Consider the following 17,928-nt stretch of genomic DNA (forward strand, 5'->3'; position numbering starts at 1 on the left):
AGCTGAGGTTAACTATAAAAAGGATTTAGAATGAGTTTACAACAACAGATCAATAGTCAATTGGTGCGTTATATGGAGCTAATTCCGGGAACTCAAGCGTTTATTGATGCACGTACACCCGGAAGCCACTTGAAAGATAACTTCTGTATTATTGGTGCAGGTGTCGCTGAGAGCAGCCGCCAGCATGTACATATCAGAGAAACGTCGGGGTTTAATATTGGTGCGGCTGGTCAGCCTCCGGGCATAAAGAACTCTTTGCATTCGCACACCACGGCTGAGCTGTTTATTGTGTTTAAAGGGAGCTTCCGTCTTTATTGGGGTAACGAAGGCGAATACGATGCGGTATTGAGCAAAGGCGATATTATTTCCATTCCAACCAATCTATTCAGAGGCTTTGAAGTCGTCGGCAGAGACTACGGGTTTATGTATTCCGTTTTGGGCGGTGATGATTCAGGCGGCGGTGTTACTTGGCATCCTAGCGTTATTGAAGAAAGCCAAGGACATGGTTTGTACTTATGCAAAGATAAAAGCTTGGTGGATACACAGTCTGGAGATTCAGTACCAAGCCAAGAAAAGTTAATGCCAGTGCTGACTAGCAAGGATATGGAGAGTTTTGACAATTATACTGTCGAGCAAATGCTGCCTTACGTTGTGAAGCATTCAGACTATCAAAGTGTTGTGAATGACTTTTCTGGTATCGACTACCAACAGTTTGCTTTAACGGGTAGCCCAAATTCTGAGTATGATTTCCAAGTGAAAAGTGAAGATGACGTCAGTATACACGCGTTTGCTTTGAACAATGGTGCGACACTACCGTCCTATCGCCGTGATGAAAAACAAGTACTGATTAACTTTAGTGGAGATACCTTAGTTGAAGTGTTCGATGGTGAGGAGCTTGCTCAAGTCGTACTCACAACAGGTGATGTTTTCAACGTGCCAAAAGGTGCTGCGATAAGCCTTGAAAATATCCGTGGTGATAGCTTTGTCTATCAAGTGTTAGGAAGTGACAATCCAACTAAGCCAGAGGTTCTGTGATGACATCGAGTATACCTTTACTCTGGTTACCCGGGCTATTATGCGATGAAACATTATTTGCTCCAGTGAATGGTCTACTTTTAGAGCGTGTAAAACCGATCTGTGCTGAGCTACAAGCTTTAGACTCAATGGCGGCCTTAGCAAAGGATATTTTAGATTCAGCGCCTGATAGTTTTATTTTGGGTGGTTTATCTATGGGTGGAATCCTAGCTTTTGAAGTGTATCGCCAAGCGCCAGAAAGAGTAAAAGGTATGATCTTGCTAGACACCAACTCTGCGGATGAAAAGCAAGAGGTAACCGACAAGCGAAACCTGTTGGTTGCCAAGGCACATTCAGGACAGTTCAGCTCTATAACACCAGATCATTTGTTGCCCGTTCTTATTCACCCTGAGAGGGCAGCAGATACTTCACTGACGGGCGATATTTGCCAAATGGCCGAAAACATTGGTGTAGATAAGTTTGCCAGCCATGCTCAGGCTCTTGCTACGCGTCCTGATGCTCAGCCGTTACTTAGCCAAATTTCTGTGCCATCTCTAATTATTTGTGGTCGTGATGACTTATTGTGTCCGATTGAAAATCATCTTTTGATGGATGAGATGATAGCCAATTCCGCATTAGTAGTGATCGAGCAGTGTGGTCATTTATCGACGTTAGAGAAACCGAAAGTCGTTGCTGATGCAATTAATCGTTGGATTCAAAACATCGTGTTCTAGGCTGGACGAGTCACGGATATTAAACTCCGTGACATTGTCACATAGTGCAAAGCTGTAATATCCACACCGAGCTTTTACGAATATAAATTGGCTGCACAAAGCCGGCCATCAATTGAGCTTCCACTAATGAGCAAATATAGGATTAAAGATGAGTAAGTATCAGCAAGTAAAACGCATTGTCCGTGAATATTTCGAAGCATTGGAAAGCGCGACTCCTGAGTCAGTAGCGAGCGTACTTAAAGACTATGTGAGTGAAGATTATAATTGGTTTGGTGTCTATCCATTTCGTGAGCAAAAAGGAGCAGACGCAGTAGCCGAGGTATTTTGGGTTCCGCTAATGAGTTCAATGACGCGTATGCAGCGGAGGCAGGATATTTTCATTGCGGGGACCAATGAGATTGGCGCAGAGCAATGGGTGATGAGCATGGGGCACTTCATGGGGCTTTTCGATGCGGATTGGTTAGGTATTCGAGCTACAGGTAAAATGGTTAATATACGATACGCGGAGTTTACTTGTGTCGAGAATGGCAAAATCACGAAATCTGGTCTTTTCATGGATTTGCTTGGCGTAATGGATCAAGCAGGGTGCTACCCACTGCCTCCGTCGACTGGGCGTCATTTTGTTTACCCGGGGCCACGAGATCATGATGGGTTACTGTTTGAAGATGCACCAGAGGAAGAGGGAGAAGTAACACTCAACCTCGTTAATAAGATGGTCGAAGATTTGAGTGTACTTAATGACAGTGGCGCTATGGGATGTCCTCCAGAAGTGCTGGAAAAAAGCTGGTCGAAAGATATGATCTGGTACGGCCCATGTGGAATAGGCGCATCATATACGATTCCCCGCTATCAGCTTCAGCACCAATTGCCTTTTCGTAACAACCTAAAAGATAAAAAGTTTAATGGTCATGTTTGCCGGTTCGCAGAGGGTAACTTTGCTTGCTTCTTTGGTTGGCCTAACTTGTCGAATACGCCAATTGGTGGTTTTTTAGGTTTGCCGGGTGGAGAAGTTCGAGCAGATATGCAGGTAGTTGATGTTTATTATCGTACTGAAGACAAACTGTCAGAGAACTGGGTGCTGATAGATATACCTTATTGGTTAAAACAGCAGGGACTAGATGTGTTTGAGCGAACCCAGCAAATAATGAACCCTGCAGTTCAATAGCAATCTATGATACTTGTACTTAAGTTTGATCAAAGGTCGAGCTCAAAAGCTGGACCTTTGTCATTAATCAGACCTTATCTTTATCCAATTACCTAAGTGTTTGCCCCTAGGCGTTCCTTAACCACTTGCTCACATATGTCGATGTTATTTGTGTCTTTAGGAACAATGAGAACCGTATCATTACCACCGACCGTGCCTAGTATTTCGCTGTGAGGATCAGTATCGATAAGCCTTGCTATTAACTGTGCACTACCAGGGTGGGTTTTAACGATGACAGTGGATTGGTTATGGGTGATAAACTCAATCTGAGAAGCAATAGATGAGGCAGGACGCGCAGCAGTACTTTCAACAGTACGACAATAGACCTTTTTACCACAAGAGTTCTGCACTTTGGTGATGCCAAGCTGACACAGTAGGCGAGACACGGTTGATTGGCTTATTCCTTTGAAACCGATCTCTACTAGCTTTTCTCTTAAGTCTTTTTGGGTAGGAAAGCTTTGCTGTAGCAGTAGTTGTTTACATACAGCAGTTAGTTTCTTTTCATCGGTTGCTTGAAGGGCATCGTAGTTAACATTTTTGTTTGAGGGCAAGTCCTTAATATCTGACGCCATAGGGTTTCTATCCTTAATGTTCTTATCACTATTTGTTTCACATAGTGGAATGATTATGTAGTGCTGCTACTTTCTAGTAGCTTATTTTTCAAGGAAGGATACCACCGAATAAAAATGCTATTTATGAGAGAGATCATTAAAATTATATTCGTTATATCAATTGGTTAGTTTTCATTTGAAATATAAATATGTGATTTAAATCTCTTGGATCCTGGATTAAATAGCTCTAAATAATGCCCTGATCACAATATTCAGTACGTTAGTGTGATCAGGGCAAACTGGCCTTTCAAAATGTAAGTCTATTTGTGCTCGGTAACGATGTCACGAGAGAATACTTTTTCGCAATAGTGGCATTTTAGCGTTACATGCTCCTGTCTCTGTTGCACGTGGAATTGGCTCTCTACTGGTTCACCGTGAGAAATACAATTGCTGTTCGGACATTCAAAAACGCGCTTGATATTGTCGGGTAATGCCAACGCAAGTTTATTGGTGACTCGATATTCCTCGATTTGATTAACGGTCGCTTGCGGCGCATACAGAGCTAGCTGATTTGCTTGTTCTTTATTTAGGTAGATATTTTCTATTTTAATTAGGTCTTTGTGCCCCAAAGCTCCCGAAGGTAGATTGAGGCCAATCGTAATACGCTCGTTCATGTTGTGCATGTTGAACAGCTGGAGAATTTTGATGCCTACGTTTGCAGGGATATGATCGATAACGCTGCCGTTACGGATTGCTTCTACTTGCAGTTTTGTTTCCTTAACCATGGTGAATCCTCCAGTTTATAAGTTGTTGTTTAGGACAAGGGCCAATAGAGCTTCGCGAGCATAGACACCATTTTGAGCTTGTTCGAAATAGTAGGCGAAAGGGGTGCTATCCACATCAGTAGTGATTTCATCTACTCGGGGTAGTGGATGCAGCACTTTGAGATTGTTTCTCGCCTGTTTTAAAGTGTTGGCCGTTAGGATGAAAGCTGACTTTAGGTGGGCATATTCAGATTCGTCAAAGCGCTCTTTTTGTACTCGTGTCATATACAAAATGTCTAGTTCGGGCACTACTTGTTCAATACTTGAATGCAAGCTGTATTGAATATCAGCTTGCTCCAATTCTTCACAAATATAGTCTGGCATTGCCAAAGCGTCTGGCGCAATGAAGTAGAAACGATTGTTGGTGAATTTTGCTAGCGCTTGAGTAAGAGAGTGTACGGTTCGACCGTATTTCAGGTCTCCGACTAAGGCGACATTCAAGTTGTCTAGCGAGCCTTGCGTTTCGTAAATAGAAAACAAATCTAGTAGGGTCTGAGTCGGATGTTGATTTGCTCCATCACCACCGTTGACGATAGGGACTCCGTTTGAAAATTCAGAGGCGAGGCGTGCCGCTCCTTCTTGTGGGTGACGCATGACAAATGCGTCGACATAGGAAGATATTACTTGTACTGAATCTGCAAGTGTTTCACCTTTTTTAGCTAAGGAGGTATTTCCGCCATTATCGAAGCCAATGACTGTGCCACCCAAGCGTTGTATTGCAGTTTCAAAAGATAGTCGAGTTCGTGTCGATGGCTCAAAAAAGCAGCTTGCCACCACTTTATTCTTAAGAAGGTTTGGGTTTGGTTCGGCTTTTAGTTTTGCGGCTGTATCGACAATATGCTCAAGCTCAGTACGACTAAGTTCTGGGATAGAGATAATGTGCTTATTGAATAACGAATGCGTCATAGCGAGTCTTTCCTCAGTATATTTTGAACAAAAAAAAGCCCCCTGAAATAGGAGGCTTGGCGATAAATAAAAAAGCAAAATAACGATGGGACGGTTACCGTTGTCGTGTGATTGATAGGGTAGCAATATGTCGTCATAGGTCGTCGATTTTCTGCTCTTTTGATAAATTGCGAAAGATTATACGTACAAAAATCAACCTTGCAATAGATCATGTAAATTATTCATTTAATGGAAAAATATGCAATTTCCGGCGTTGAAAAAGCTTGAATGTGAGAGCTTGTTTTACCTGCTCTTGATGCGGCATATCGTTAATGTAGTTAACAGGGTAGGTGAAAAAAAATGCGAGTTTTATCCATCACTTTTTTGTGTCAGAGTCCACCCGCATTTCCCTGCAAATAGCTTTCGTTATTTGAGGTATACGTCAGCCTAGGTTTAGACTGTATGCCGCATAATTTTTAGTTACCTAACGTTGCGACCATAATAGCCTTGATCGTGTGCATGCGGTTTTCAGCTTCATCAAATACAATAGAGTGCTCTGATTCAAATACCTCTTCAGTCACCTCTAGTCCAGACATCCCATATTTTTGTGCAACTTGTTTACCTACGCTGGTTTCATCATTGTGGAAAGCTGGTAAGCAATGCATGAATTTAACATTCGGGTTGCCTGTAGCTTTGATCATGCCAGAGTTTACTTGGTAAGGAGTCATCATTTTCACACGCTCATCCCATGCTTCTTTTGACTCGCCCATTGACACCCATACGTCGGTATATAAGAAATCACAGCCTTGAACACCTTCTTGCACGTCTTCTGTTAAGGTGATTTTTCCACCTGTATGCTCGGCAATTGCACGGCATTCAGCTAGAAGTTTATCTTTAGGCCAGAATTGTTGCGGTGCCACGAGGCGAATTTCCATACCCATTTTTGCAGCACCAACCATAAGTGAGTTACCCATGTTATTGCGCGCGTCACCTAAATAAGCGAATTTGATTTCATGCAGCTGTTTACCTTGACCGTGCTCCATCATGGTGAGGAAATCGGCCAATATTTGCGTTGGGTGGAATTCATCCGTCAAGCCGTTCCAAACGGGGACACCAGCGTGTGCGCCCAGCTCTTCAACGATGTCTTGACCAAAGCCGCGGTACTCAATGCCATCGTACATACGTCCAAGTACACGAGCTGTATCTTTCATGGACTCTTTATGACCGATTTGAGAGCCTGATGGGCCAAGGTAGGAGACCTTAGCACCTTGGTCATAAGCCGCAACCTCAAATGCACAACGAGTACGAGTCGACGATTTCTCAAAGATTAGCGCAATGTTTTTTCCGACTAAGCGAGGTTGTTCGTATCCGTTGTATTTCGCTTTTTTAAGCTCCGCAGAAAGTTCTAATAAGTGGTGAATTTCACGAGGCGTAAAGTCTAATAGTTTTAGGAAATTGCGGTTACGTAGATTAAAAGCCATTGTATAGTCCTTCTTATTTGTTGTCGGTACTTTCTGATTGCAGGGTGAAGAGGGTAAGAAAGTACCTATGAAATTTTGTTTCTATTGGTTTACCTTTCAGGCCAATTCGATCAGTTGTTGGTGATGTTAGTGCCTGCTTGGCCTTGGAGGATTTGCAAGCCGTCTTCTAGTGCTCCAATTCCAACAAGCTGGCCACCTTTTTGGATGAACTCACATGAAGCCTGGATTTTTGGCCCCATAGACCCTTCATCGAATTGATACTTGGATAATTCGTCAGGTGTAGTATTTCGAAGTGCATGCTGTGTTGGTTTGCCCCAATCAAGGTAGACAGCATCAGCATCAGTGAGAATCAGTAACGCATCAGCGCCAAGTTGCCTTGCTAAAAACGCGGCTGACATATCTTTGTCGATAACCGCTTCTACGCCAATTAACTTGCCGTTCTCTTTCTTAACAGGGATGCCACCGCCGCCAGTACAAATGACGAGGTGACCTTCATCAATGAGCTTGGTGATAGCTTCGTGCTCGACAATGCCTGTTGGTTCTGGGCTAGGAACGACACGGCGGAAGTGCTGGCCATCGGGTTTAACTGTCCAATGATATTTTTCAGCGAGTTCACGAGCTTCAACTTCAGTGTAGATCGGGCCAATAGGCTTAGTTGGGTTGCTAAATGCAGGATCGTTTGGATCCACATTCATTTGAGTTAGCATGCAAGAGATATTGCGCTCTGGCATCTGATTCTTGAACTCTTGCATTAGCATATAGCCAATCATGCCTTGTGTTTCGCTGCCTAATACATCAAGCGGGTAAGGGTTAACTTTTTTGTACTCCAAGCCTTGTAACGCAAGCAATCCTACTTGTGGGCCATTACCATGAACGAGTACAACGTTGTATTCCTGAGCAATTTCAGAAATTGTTTTTACCGCAATTTCGATGTTATGGCGTTGAATGTCTGCTTCTAATGGTTCTCCGCGACGCAGTAGAGCATTTCCCCCTAGTGCGACGACGACTGTTTTTTTAGTCATAATCTGTATCTCTTCTTAGGTGGCTGAGGACGTGATCCCCAACCATTTACAACTGATAGTTAAATACCGTCACGCTCGATCGGGCAGCTCATGCAGCGTGCGCCACCGCGGCCACGGCCTAGTTCATCTCCAGGTATAGGTAGAACTTCAATGCCTGCTTTGTCGTATTTCTCATTTGTGTATGTGTTTCGTTCATAGCCAATAACAACACCAGGTTTGACGGTTAATACGTTGTTGGCGTCATTCCACTGTTCACGCTCTGCTTCAAAACTGTCTCCACCCGTAGTAATGAGGTTGAGCTTATCCACTTGCAGGGCTTTTTCGATTGTATGGATATATGATTGTTGCTGAGATACCTTAATGGTTCCGGAATTATCTCCCGTTAGGCTCCAGCAGTTGACGTCATCAGGGATGATGTTTGGATAAATAGAGAACGTATCTTCACGCATATGTGTCATTACTGTATCTAAATGCATACAAGAGCGGTCTTTCGGTAATTCGAGCGCGATCACTTGTTTTGCTTCACCATGCTTAAATAGGCTGGAGGCAAGTTGCTCAACACCTTGTGGCGTAGTTCGCTCTGACATACCAACAAGTACGGCGCCTTTACCGATGACAAGAACATCACCACCTTCGATAGTAGATCTGTCATAAGCGCGCTCTTCGTCCCCATAGTATTTGACGAAATCTTGTCCGGCGAAAGTAGGGTGCCAACGATAAATAGCACGAAGATGGTTTGTTTCTCTTTGACGAGCGACTTTTGCCATTGGGTTTATTGAAACGCCACCATAAACCCAGCAAGAAGTGTCACGAGTAAACAAATGGTTAGGTAGAGGCTCAATGATAAAATCAGTCGGATTGTGCATGGCGGGAACCATAGATGAAGACTGTATTGGCATTTCACAAAATGCTAGGCCACCCGTTAAGATTTTAGCCAACTCTTGGTTTGGGAAATCACTTAAGTAGCAACGAACATCATTGGCAAATGTGTGTCCAAAACGATAGTTAGAGATCTGCGTATTCAGTAACCAGTCTTTTGCTTCTGGTATCGCCAATGTTTCAGCTAAAAGGTTTGTTAGTAGTAAAACCTCAACCCCTTGATCGCGTAGTGTTTGAGTAAATGCGTCGTGCTCTTCGCCTGCACGTTCAACCGCTAGTACATCATCGAACAATAAGTCGTGACAGTTGGAAGGCGTTAGGTGGGTAAGTGCGCGTCTTGGTCTATGCACTAATACTCTGCGTAGTTGACCAATTTCGGAACCAACATAGAATTTACTCATGTTTCTATCTCTCTTATTTGTTAAATTTTGATTATTTAAATAGGAACATTCCTTATTTAACTAACAATTAGAATTAGATAATTAAATTTATCTTTATCGGAAGTTGGTTTTTATAATACTCAGCTTTATTGTGCTTTCTAAGATATTAGTCACAAATTTAATTGTTATTAAACTTGGCGGTTAATTTTATTGACTAAGTCAAGTTTGAATAAATGCGCTAATTGGCAATTTAGCTACTAGTATTGGAAGTTTAAACCTGTTATTGAATAAACCAATCGTTTTGCATTAGTGTTTGTGGAATTTTATTCATATTAATACCGATTGGTTGATAATTGGTCACCACGTGATAAAGGCGGGCAGTAATAGTAAGTTAGGAACGATTACACTAATTGTTTTTACTGTAAATGATTGATTTGCATGTGGTTGATAGCTTTTGCACTTGCAATGTAGCCTTGTTTTTCTATGTAGCTTGAAGAAAAATCAAACTGTATAACAATGAAAATTGATTATAGTCAATAAACCATCAAATATATTTTTCACAAAGGTGAATACATGAATGCATAGAGTTTCTCTAACGGTAAATAGTACTTCTTACTATTTTGTTAATTTGACTAATAAACGCACTTCTATTGGGAATAGATATCCGTTTAACGTGACTAAATTACTTTATGAAAGTTTTAGTCGATTTCTTGATAACGAATTGGTTAAATATTTTGTGATTTATAACTATGTTTGTTCTAAAAGTCCGAAATACAATCTCACAAAACTATTTTAATAAATATCTATTTGTATGTTTCTAATCTCTAGCGGAGTTAATTTGTGTGCTTATTATTCGGCTTGAGGCTTAGATAAATTAAAGGTCAAAGGATACAATTATGACAAGCCAAACTTTACCCTCCGGACATGAGAAAAAGCGATTTTTCTCCAATTTAAAGTTCCCATCTGCTTATACAATTTTGTTTATTCTCATTGCATTAGTTGCATTGATGACGTGGATAGTCCCTGCTGGGCAATATGATAGGGCGATGAACGAGACTTTAGGGCGCGAAGTTCCTGTCTCGGGGACCTACAAACGTGTCGAGGGTCACCCACAAGGTATTGTCGATGTATTTTTAGCTCCGATTGATGGTTTTTATGATCACGACACATATCAAGCGGCAGCAATAGACGTATCGCTTTTCGTGCTTATCATTGGTGGATTTTTGGGTACGGTTGGTAAAACGGGCGCGATTGATGCTGGTATTGAGAGGGTAACTGCTCGTTTGAAAGGACGAGAAGAGCTTATGATTCCCATATTGATGGCTCTTTTTGCTGCAGGTGGAACCGTTTATGGAATGGCTGAGGAATCGTTACCTTTTTATTCGTTGCTAGTACCTGTGATGATAGCTGCTAGATTTGACCCGTTAGTCGCAGCCGCAACAGTCTTGCTTGGTGCCGGTATCGGATGTTTAGGCTCTACTATCAATCCATTTGCCACGGTTATTGCTGCAAACGCCGCTTCCATTCCTTTTACTGATGGCATTTTGCTTAGAGTGGTCATGCTGGTTGTAGGTTGGTTGATCTGTGTTGCCTATGTTATGCGCTACGCAAAAATGGTTCGCAAGGACCAAAGTAAGTCTATTGTGTTTGATAAGTATGAAGAAAATCGAGTGCATTTTCTCGGAAACAAAGGAGATGAGCTGCTTGAATTTACAACTACACGTAAGTTGATTCTGTATATTTTCGGTGGGTCTTTCGCCGTTATGATTTATGGAGTAGCGGTAGCAGGCTGGTGGATGGCTAAAATCTCAGCATTATTTCTGGCAGCATCAATTATTGTTGGTTTTGTTGCACGAATGAGCGAAGAAGAGTTTATCTCAAGCTTTATTGATGGAGCGAGAGACTTGCTAGGTGTTGCTTTAATTATCGGTATAGCCCGAGGAATCGTGGTGGTCATGGATCACGGAATGATCACTGACACCATACTTCATTCTGCCGAAACGACTATTAGCGGTTTATCTTCGGTGATATTTATTAATGTAATGTATGTGTTGGAAATACTGCTATCTTTCTTAGTGCCCTCTACGTCTGGCTTAGCTGTTCTTACTATGCCTATTTTGGCGCCGTTAGCTGATTTTGCCGGAGTAGGGCGCGAGCTTGTTGTCACGGCCTATCAATCTGCATCTGGGATTGTGAATCTGATTACGCCCACATCAGCCGTTGTAATGGGAGGTTTGGCGATTGCACGAGTTCCTTATGTTCGTTGGATTAAATGGGTGATGCCATTAATCGGTATCTTAGCGCTATTTTCGATTATTTCTTTGAGTGTTGGTGCAATGATTTCGATGTAAATTAAAAATCGCATACTGCCATCTTTGCTAAAGGTAGCGCTTGTTTGTGTGGTCGCCTACGCAAACAAGCGTGATAAACCCAAAGAATATGAGCTGAACAACCACGTCTAATTGACGTGTGTATGAATGCACAAGTTAGAGCCTGAGTGTTTATTTGGAGCTAGTAATTAAGGTAAGTGTCAAAAGAATCCAGCTTGTACATATTATTTTAGTATTGTTTCGGGGCATAAAATCGAGAACAAAATAACCCTAGCTCAAACAATAAACACATGGGGACGGCAAGAAGTGTTTGGGAAAGCATATCTGGTGGAGTCAAAAACATACCAATGACGAACGCACCGACAATTATGTAGGGTCGTTTTTCACTTAGAGCTTTTGGTGTAGTTATTCCCATCCAGCAGATAAGAATAATTGCAACAGGTATTTCAAACGCGATACCAAACCCGGTAAAGACAGTTAATACAAAGTCTAAATAATTAGAGATATCCGTTGCATACTCTACACCGCCGAGCGATATCGCAGTAAAAAAGCTGAACACAATCGGCAAAACAGCAAAATAAGCAAATGCCACTCCACAGTAAAATAGTAAGGAACTCGATATTAACAGTGGTGCGATTAAGCGTCTTTCATGTTTGTATAGGCCTGGTGCAACGAAAGCCCATATTTGATAAAGGATGTATGGTACGGCCGCAAACCCTGAGATAACTAGTGTGAGTTTTACAGGGGTAAATAATGGTGAAACAACACTAGTCGCTATCATTGTCGCGCCTTTTGGCAACCTGTGTACTAACGGTGCTGATACAAGGTTATAAATGTTGTTTGAGAAATACGCCAGACTAGCGAAAACGATACAAACGGAGCTAATGCATTTTAGCAACCGCGACCGAAATTCTAGCAAATGGCGCATTAACGGCTGAGGGTTTGATTCAACTGTCATGGCATTTTTTACATTCGTTATGTTTTACTTATTTGAGGGAGCTTCGAAAATACTTTTAATACTCTCTAATTCAGACCGAACTTCACCTAGTGAACGACCAATATCTTCTTTGGTAGTATCAAAATGATGCTGCGTTGCTTTGATAGTCTCACTTACTTTTTTTACCTGTTTTTGTTCAACCTCGATGCTTTCTTTTAAATTCGAAAGCTGTAATTCATGCGAGATCTCCCTTTTGATGTTGTTAGTCATAGTTCGAGCCACGCTAATGTATTTGACAATACTGCGGATAACCTGAGGTAATTGCTCCGGGCCGAACACCACGAGAGCTACGACTAGAATTAGCCCCAGCTCTCCAAAGCTGCCGTCAAACACCTCTATACCTTATTAATGTCTTTTGTAGTATCGGAGTGAGACTCCGTTACTACTACATTGTTGTCATGGCTGCTGTTCCCAGTAGCAGGTTCTTCCTTCAACGACTTCTTAAAGCCTTGAATTGCCGTACCTAAATCCGAACCAATGCCACTTAACTTTTTAGTGCCAAATAATACAATTACAATCAAAGCAATAATAAGAAGTTGCCAGATACTAATGTCAGCCATAGTAAGTCCTCTACGTGATGAATTTAAAATGAAAAATTAAGAGTGTTACCTATAATTTATGGGAAAGTAATACACAGCCTAGATCTGCGAATGGAGAAAGCGTGAGGTAAGCACATCTATAAGGGTAATACTCAGCGAGTGGGTCAATGTCACTCCACTTATTTTCCTCTTCATTCCAAGAAATCCGAGAATAAGTCATAAAAGTGGCACCTCTTCCAAAATCACTACCTAACTCATGCACGATATCCTTAGCTCTATTTTCTGTACCAATAACTGAAAAGATAAAGCCAAAAACAATATTTAACCCTTCCCGCATCGCATTGGCTGTTTTTAGTGTTTGAAAGGTTGGCTTTTTAAGAGACGACGGTATTGTCGGTTTTTTGCGTTCAATTAAAGTCGCGATGAGTGTTGCCAACTTGATTGCCATATCCAAGTGTCCAGCAATGGTTTTGTAGACAAGCTTTCCTGTCTGCTTGTTGTCGTTCATTTCTTTTGCTTCCCAGAGGTAAAATTCAAGAAACTCGGTGAATACTCGACCAGCTTTGAATACGAGGCGAGATAGTTGAATATTGTCGACAAACTCTTTTACGGCGTCATTGTTTTTTGCTGGGCCTTTAAGTTCGTATTTCCATAGCCAAGCAACATTTTCATACCCTCGACTGATAACCTGCCAGAGAAGAAATGTGTCAGACTTAGAGGCACTTGATAGCATCAGAGATTGACCCGTTAGGTCACTAAAACTTGTCATTGATCTATTTTCACTAAGGTATGTGGCCATCCAAGTGCTCATGCCACAAGTCCAGCCAAAAAAGTCTGAAAAGTTAATTGTCGTTGATAGGTTTACATCAAAGAGCTTTAGCAAGTCAGTCAGGATTGGGATTTGTAGAGTGACTAAAGGCGCTGACCAGATACTATTGAACAGTCCACTTATGGTATTTGGATCTAAAACAGTTTGTATCAAGTCTGCTATATCTTCGATGATAAGAAATATATCATCGCCTACATTTTTGATACTGCCTAAAAAGCTGTTAATCATCTGCCCTGGATCTGCAATAGCCCCTAGACCTGTAATGAACGTACCTAAGAGATCAACTAACGTATTTTCAATATCGTCATTTAAATGAGTTATATCGCTATCGATAGTTGTCAATAAGTTATCTGGAATCGGTATATCATTGATTATTATAGGAAGAAGTGCATTCATGTTGGAGTCAAGTTGGGTGGTTAACTTTGCCATACTTTCCTCTATCAAATGCATGACAGGGTTAACAATTTTAGTCTCGGCTATCTGGACTCCGTTTTTTAAATCGTTTTCAACCTGCGCTGATTGATCTTGGCCAAAAGGAGAGTTGTTAATGATATTGGCCATAGCTCCGTCAAACTCTAATTTTCCTTGACTAAGTATCGCCTTAAAAGATTCATATGGATTACTTACTGGTGGGTTAAAAGTATTTGGCTCGGAAAAAATGCCGCCAATATGAGATTTGAAACTATTGATAAAATCGATCATATCGCTGAAATGAAAAAACATCTCAATAAAGCGAATAACAGCCATGATGTAATCAAACCAAGCATTGATAACCAAAAATAGTGCTGATAACCCAGGTATAACACTTAAAACCTTTTCAACAGAAAGTGCTATGTCATGAAGGCTTGAGACCAATACACCAATGCTTTTAGCTACATCACTAGGAATTCTAGCTAAGTCGTCAAATATATTTCCGCTTCCAGAAAGAATATCGTCACGGACTTTGTTGATATCATTGGCTAAATGCTGAATTGCATTCCAGACATGACAAACGTCATTCCATAAATTAGACCAAAACGACCCCAGTTGATTTCCAGAAGTCTTTGGCTCAATGACGCACAAAAATGGGTTTATTGGTAGCTTGTTTGATTCATATAAGCCACCTGTAATCTGTAGGTTCAACCCATCTCCACGTATTCCATCAAATATGACAGTTTGGCTTGTTTCTAAAAGTTTATTACCAAATTGGCTTGTCAAAGCAGCCATATGTTCATTGCCACTCGAAGCGGAAATATCTGACCGAAACTTAGGCGCTGGGTTAAAGCCAGCGACTGTGCTGGAGCTAACATTATCAACCATTCGTTGAGTTGAATTTCTACCAATTAAAAAGCTAAACCAATTAGAGGTTGAATTGTTATCTGGATCTGCCGAATTGAGATCATTGGTGAGAATAGGGACTATTGCGCTACCTAGTGAAGGGATGGGAGTGTAACTTGGACGATTGGTGTCGCTAGGATCGACGTAATTTCCCATGTCAACTACACGAACCATCAAGTTTACTGCAACGGTACTGGACTCTGCGAGAACTCGAAATCTAAGTGTAGAGTGTTTTGTTATAGGTTTGATTACCGCGCCAGTTGATCGACAAGCTCTGTGTGAAAAGCCGTTGTGGTCAATTATGGTAATTGGAACACTTGAGCGAACCTCATAGTAAAATGCTTCTGGAGCTGGTGATTTACTGTCAGGGTTATCAAAAGGTATGGTGTAGCCATAGTTATTTATAGGTTCAACACTGACTTGGTGAAACTGTTTTTTTTCTAGCTTAGGGCGATTTGTATCGGCTGAAACAGTTTTTCGTTGACTGATACTTTCTGTTGACCACTGTCCTGATACATGGTTGAAGCTATGGATCTTGGTAAGCGGGGATGAGTTAATTGTTTGAATTGTGGTACTGACATACTCAAAGTCATGATTAAAACGCGTGTTGCAAGCCATAGCTACATGAGCGTCTCCCAAAAACAATGCTTTGTTTGCTCTAACATTAGTGTCGGTTGTGTCCGTACGAAAATCTGGTACTTGGGCTAACTCTAAAACTTCGCAGTTATATGCACCTAAGCCCAAACTATAGAGTTGCGAGCTGGTTCCATTTGAATCGAAAGGATTGTCGGGAATACCATCTTTAGTGGCAAAAGATTGACTGATTAATCCAGCGCCGTTAGTTGTATTTATTAAAAAGCGCCAGCCACCATATTTAGAACGCCCCCCTCTTAAGAAATAAATATCTGTAGAAGTTTGCCCCGGGTTTCCACCTAAATATCCAGGTAACTCGACTTGATTGTATGAGAGAAGTTGCTTCGTATTTTGGTCAACAGAATAGATGATTACGGTTCTTTGTCCCGGTTTGGGCTTGTCGTTTGTATTCGCTCTCCAACCCAAACCAATATAAACATCTACCTGGTAGTTTTTTTTAGTACTATCGGTTGTTCCAGGACCGATGGCGGACGTGGAATTAAGAAAGTGGCTATCTGTAATTGACCAGAAAGCCAAACTGCCGTCGCCTTTCCTATCAAAAGGCCAATTCTCATGATAACGCAGAGTTTGTGTTGATAATGAGGATAAGATAGGAGCATGAGCCCAAAACAAATTGAGCGGTATATCTGATCTTAGTGTTCGGTTGTCTTTGACTAAGTTCTGGGCATCTAACTTTATAATGTTGTAAACCAGAACCCCATTATTAACCGCATTAGAATAACCAGATAGTGTAATTTCAACTTGATTGCTTTTGCTGGGGTCTTCTGGGTCGTATGTAATATCGTTTATACAGCCGACGGGAAATTGAGTTCTAGCAGCATATACATTTATCTGATTTTGATAAATAAAACTGTATATTGCGATTTCTTTGGTATCAGAAGAGTTTTGAAACCACAGGTGAGTTCTACCATACTTGTCGGTAAAGCGAGAGTTTAATTGCCAATCTCCACCATTTCCCAAAGTACATATCGATTGTGGATCTTTTGAAGTGATGCCATCACCATCGAAGACTTGCCATCCAGATTCACTTACGGCCCTTACAATACTTGCTCGATTAGGGTAAAGAGACAAATTAACGTTGATTTTCCGGGACAAAATAATATTTTTGCTGCCGCAACTGATAAATATTATCCAACTCGAGTTCACAGATGTATCTGAGTTTAGGCCCCCATCAATTTGATTCGACTCTGGTAGAGTAATTGCAACGATATTTGTCGGCTTATGTTTGCCAGATAGTAACTCATCTAGAGGAACGATCCACTTGTGATGCCCATCAGCTGGAACGTCAGCATTATCAATGTGGACTGGAATATTTTCAAAGTGCTCAAATTGCCAACCCCCAGCTGAATTTTGTACCACTTGTACTAATTCTGTCGGGCCGTAATTGAAGGACTTATCGATAAAAGTGTCTTCAATTGAATTGCTTGGGTCATTTTGTGGCATAGAATAAAGTTTGCACTTACCCCAGTTAAACCCTTCGATGCTATCAATCAGAGGCGAGAATGTAGTTGCTTCATTGTAAGCTGGGTAGCTCATCAGTTCATCGGATACGCGAAAGCTATATATGGTTGGCTCGGTTGCCATTTCACTTTCAGTGATACCATAGTCTGAAGGCGTACTTTCGAACCCTGTTATGGTCTCTCCCCAAGACGTTGGTACGCGACCTGCAGCTACCAGTGCAGATAAGGAGGCTATTTTGACACTACCGGAAAGAAACTCTCGTCGCGAAACTAAATTGTCAAAACAATTCAGTTCTTTTTGTTGTAATTCAGTTAAACGAATGGTCTTTTTTAGCTTTTTAGCTAGCAATCTTCGTAAGTCAGATAAAGTCATATTAGAGCTACTGCTTATCTAAATATAGTTATAGCAGAGCTATAACTATATCAATGGTTGTTTGATTTAAAGTTTTCTACGTTACTACTGATTACATAATCTTGTAGTAACTATATTAATTGGTCTATTTATGTGGCTGCCTTGACCATATTTTAGTTATAGACTTAGTCAGTAGAACTAACGTTACAAACCTTTAATACGGTTGTTCCAGCTAAGTAAGCAATGTAGCCGAAATTAGAGAAGGCGACACTTAATTTAAGGTTTTAATGATTGTTATAAATAGACTGCATCCCTGTTTCTGATGACCGCTATAAATGCGGGTATTAACTCTATTACCTAATATAAGAAATTTGTTAAAACGGTCGATAAACAGCCTTTATAATTTCCAGGCATAAATGGCAAGCCTTTAGGTTTAATTTTATAAAAACATTACAATTAGTGTAAGTATGGATTCT

The 17,928-nt window shown here is 41.1% G+C and carries 14 protein-coding genes; 4 read left to right on the top strand and 10 right to left on the bottom strand.

Features of this window, described 5'->3' with window-relative positions:
* Positions 1-30 precede the first annotated feature (30 nt).
* The 3 genes from L7A31_RS02940 (at position 31) to L7A31_RS02950 (ending at position 2,913) form a co-directional block, all read left to right on the top strand.
* Positions 31-1,035, top strand: a complete 1,005-nt coding sequence (locus tag L7A31_RS02940) for a cupin domain-containing protein (RefSeq protein WP_237360008.1) — start codon at positions 31-33, stop codon at positions 1,033-1,035.
* A complete protein-coding gene (locus tag L7A31_RS02945) occupies positions 1,035-1,748 on the top strand; it encodes an alpha/beta fold hydrolase (protein ID WP_237360009.1) in 714 nt (237 codons plus the stop codon). Before L7A31_RS02940 ends, L7A31_RS02945 begins: the two co-directional genes overlap by 1 nt.
* Before the next feature lie 148 nt (positions 1,749-1,896).
* A complete protein-coding gene (locus L7A31_RS02950; protein ID WP_237360010.1) occupies positions 1,897-2,913 on the top strand; it encodes an ester cyclase in 1,017 nt (338 codons plus the stop codon).
* 92 nt (positions 2,914-3,005) lie between these two features.
* Here the strand turns inward: L7A31_RS02950 and L7A31_RS02955 are convergent, their stop codons facing one another.
* The 6 genes from L7A31_RS02955 to arcA all read right to left on the bottom strand — a co-directional run bounded on the left by L7A31_RS02955 (position 3,006) and on the right by arcA (position 8,995).
* Positions 3,006-3,524: an arginine repressor gene (locus tag L7A31_RS02955; protein ID WP_237360011.1), complete on the bottom strand. Its 519-nt coding sequence runs from the start codon at positions 3,522-3,524 to the stop codon at positions 3,006-3,008.
* 299 nt (positions 3,525-3,823) lie between these two features.
* On the bottom strand, positions 3,824-4,288 hold the full coding sequence (gene pyrI / locus L7A31_RS02960; RefSeq protein WP_237360012.1) for an aspartate carbamoyltransferase regulatory subunit: 465 nt from the start codon (positions 4,286-4,288) through the stop codon (positions 3,824-3,826).
* Between the two features lie 15 nt (positions 4,289-4,303).
* Positions 4,304-5,233, bottom strand: coding sequence for an aspartate carbamoyltransferase (pyrB, locus tag L7A31_RS02965; protein WP_237360013.1), 930 nt, complete (start codon positions 5,231-5,233; stop codon positions 4,304-4,306).
* A gap of 455 nt (positions 5,234-5,688) precedes the next feature.
* Positions 5,689-6,693 (bottom strand): ornithine carbamoyltransferase, encoded by a 1,005-nt coding sequence (gene argF, locus L7A31_RS02970; protein WP_237360014.1) that lies wholly within the window; start codon positions 6,691-6,693, stop codon positions 5,689-5,691.
* Between the two features lie 110 nt (positions 6,694-6,803).
* Complete coding sequence (arcC, locus tag L7A31_RS02975) at positions 6,804-7,715, bottom strand: carbamate kinase (RefSeq protein WP_237360015.1); 912 nt, start codon at positions 7,713-7,715, stop codon at positions 6,804-6,806.
* A gap of 59 nt (positions 7,716-7,774) precedes the next feature.
* The gene (arcA, locus tag L7A31_RS02980) at positions 7,775-8,995 is read right to left on the bottom strand and encodes an arginine deiminase (protein ID WP_237360016.1); all 1,221 of its coding nucleotides are present in this window, start codon (positions 8,993-8,995) and stop codon (positions 7,775-7,777) included.
* Between the two features lie 875 nt (positions 8,996-9,870).
* Here arcA and L7A31_RS02985 point away from each other — a divergent pair.
* The gene (locus tag L7A31_RS02985) at positions 9,871-11,325 is read left to right on the top strand and encodes a YfcC family protein (RefSeq protein ID WP_237360017.1); all 1,455 of its coding nucleotides are present in this window, start codon (positions 9,871-9,873) and stop codon (positions 11,323-11,325) included.
* Between the two features lie 208 nt (positions 11,326-11,533).
* Here the strand turns inward: L7A31_RS02985 and tatC are convergent, their stop codons facing one another.
* The 4 genes from tatC to L7A31_RS03005 are packed head-to-tail and all read right to left on the bottom strand — an operon-like array spanning position 11,534 to position 17,473.
* Positions 11,534-12,262, bottom strand: a complete 729-nt coding sequence (tatC, locus tag L7A31_RS02990; protein ID WP_237360018.1) for a twin-arginine translocase subunit TatC — start codon at positions 12,260-12,262, stop codon at positions 11,534-11,536.
* Positions 12,263-12,286: 24 nt separating this feature from the next.
* Entirely contained in the window at positions 12,287-12,634 is a 348-nt protein-coding gene (tatB, locus tag L7A31_RS02995; protein WP_237360019.1) for a Sec-independent protein translocase protein TatB, read from the bottom strand.
* Between the two features lie 2 nt (positions 12,635-12,636).
* Complete coding sequence (tatA, locus tag L7A31_RS22225; RefSeq protein WP_354003802.1) at positions 12,637-12,861, bottom strand: twin-arginine translocase TatA/TatE family subunit; 225 nt, start codon at positions 12,859-12,861, stop codon at positions 12,637-12,639.
* Between the two features lie 49 nt (positions 12,862-12,910).
* Positions 12,911-17,473, bottom strand: coding sequence for a hypothetical protein (locus L7A31_RS03005; protein WP_237360020.1), 4,563 nt, complete (start codon positions 17,471-17,473; stop codon positions 12,911-12,913).
* Positions 17,474-17,928: the final 455 nt, after the last annotated feature.

Source organism: Vibrio marisflavi CECT 7928 (assembly GCF_921294215.1).
GTDB classification, from domain to species: Bacteria; Pseudomonadota; Gammaproteobacteria; order Enterobacterales; family Vibrionaceae; genus Vibrio; species Vibrio marisflavi.